The 1,958-nt window shown below is 49.1% G+C and carries 2 protein-coding genes; both read left to right on the top strand.

Annotated features, from left to right (window positions below):
• The first annotated feature begins 106 nt into the window (after window positions 1–106).
• A complete protein-coding gene (locus tag J3352_RS14065; RefSeq protein WP_242699990.1) occupies window positions 107–1,687 on the top strand; it encodes a recombinase family protein in 1,581 nt (526 codons plus the stop codon).
• A gap of 10 nt (window positions 1,688–1,697) precedes the next feature.
• Window positions 1,698–1,958, top strand: a 261-nt coding sequence (locus J3352_RS14060) for a hypothetical protein (protein WP_370569109.1), incomplete at its 3' end; no start/stop codon positions are given.

Genomic DNA, 1,958 nt, shown 5'->3' with positions numbered 1-1,958 from the left:
TAAAAAGTCTTGATTTCTCCATCAAAACATGGTATATACATTATACGAAACAGTGCTTTGAAAGAACGCTCCACCGTTCAATGACGTGTAAAGAGAGGTGCTTGCCATGACCGCTGTGATCTACGCCCGCTATTCCAGTGATAACCAGCGCGAAGAATCCATCGAAGGCCAGATTCGTGAATGCACGGCCTATGCCGAAAAGAATGACATCACTATCGTCAAGCACTACATTGACCGCGCCATCTCTGCCAAGACGGATAATCGCCCTCAATTCCAACAGATGATAAAGGACAGCGACAAGAAGCTGTTTGATATTGTTCTGGTCTGGAAACTTGACCGCTTTGCCCGGAATCGCTACGACAGTGCCCGGTATAAGACCCAGCTGAAGAAGAACGGTGTCAAGCTCATGTCGGCTACGGAGATCATCTCCGAGGGGCCAGAGGGTATCATTCTGGAATCGGTTCTGGAGGGCTATGCAGAATACTACTCTGCCGACCTTGCCGAAAAGGTTGTCCGTGGACAGACAGAGAACATCCTGAAAGGCCGCTGCAACGGTGGTCGTGGAACGTTTGGATATACGCTGGATTCCGAGCGGAAATTTCACATCGACCCGCTTGCCTCCCCTTTCGTGCTGGAATCGTTCACGAAGTATCGGGATGGCCTCACGATGAAAGAGATTCGGGACTGGCTGAATGAAAACGGCATCAAGAACCCGGTCGGAGGCGAATTTACTTACAACAGCGTGGAGCACATGCTCAAAAACCGGCGTTATATCGGAGAACTGAAATTCCGGGATGTGGTCGTGCCGGATGCGATTCCGCCCATCGTGCCGCTGGAACTGTTCGATGATGTGCAGGAAAAGATTGCCAAAAACAAGAAAGCCCCTGCCCGAAGAAAGGCAGAGGACGATTACCTGCTGACAACCAAGCTGCACTGTGGTTGCTGCGGTGCGCTGATGTTTGGCGAAAGCGGCACAAGCCGGACGGGAGAAGTCCACCGCTACTATAAATGTGCCACGGCCAAAAAGAAGAAGGGCTGCAAGAAGAAAACTGTCCGCAAACAGTGGCTGGAAGATCTGGTGGTGAACCAGACCATGCAGCTTGTCCGGGACGATGCCGCCATGGAATCCATTATCGCCAAGGTCATGGAGCTGCAAGACCGAGAGAACACCAACCTTCCTCTCTATGAGAAACAGCTCCGGGATGCAGAATCGGGTATCCAGAATATGCTCAACGCAATTCAAGCCGGAATCCTCACCAGTTCCACCAAGGAACGGTTGGAACAGCTCGAAGAAACCAAGCGTGAGCTTGAAGCCCGCATTGCGGAAGAAAAGCTGGCAAAGCCAAAAATCAAAGAGGAATTTATCCGTTTCTGGCTGATGCGCTTCCGTAAACTGGACATGAGCCTGAAAGACCAGAGGCAAGCGTTGGTGGATACGTTCATCAATTCGATTTATCTGTACGATGATAAGGTTTTGATAACCTTTAACTATAAAGAAGGTACACAGACCATCACGTTTGAGGAAGCGGCCCAAGCCGCATCAAAGGAAAATGGTTCGGATTTGGATTGCTTTACTGCGATGGAAGGGACTCGAACCCCCGGCCTACTGATTCGTAGAAACCAAACGGCATCTTTCATCCATATCCACAATTCACGAAGAATCGTCATTTTCATCGATGCACCGTGATTTTAGAGTTGTGAATCTATTGTATTCCTTTGCATTGTTTGCACTCCTTTGCACCTGTTATCCATCCTTGCAATGTGCAGAAAATGTGCAAAAGTGTGCAGAGCCAAAATCAGCCCTGCAAGACGACCTCAAACTCAACGGCTTTCCTGCTGGATTTTTGGGGCATCGGCAGAGCAAAAATTCCCAATTTCATCCAGACAACAATCTTACATCATACACCGGTTTTATGGCAGGGTTTAGGACATCCGAACAGACACCGTTTGATATAGAA

The sequence above is a fragment of the Faecalibacterium sp. Marseille-Q4164 genome, from assembly GCF_017377545.1.
In the GTDB taxonomy this organism is placed as follows: Bacteria; Bacillota; Clostridia; order Oscillospirales; family Ruminococcaceae; genus Faecalibacterium; species Faecalibacterium duncaniae.
Note: the sequence above shows the minus strand (reverse complement) of the source record. Positions and strands in the feature narration are given on the sequence as shown.

Bases quoted from the DNA above. Each gene is read 5' to 3' on its own strand.
- J3352_RS14065 (WP_242699990.1), top strand. From the start codon at position 107: ATGACCGCTGTGATCTACGCCCGCTATTCCAGTGATAACCAGCGCGAA.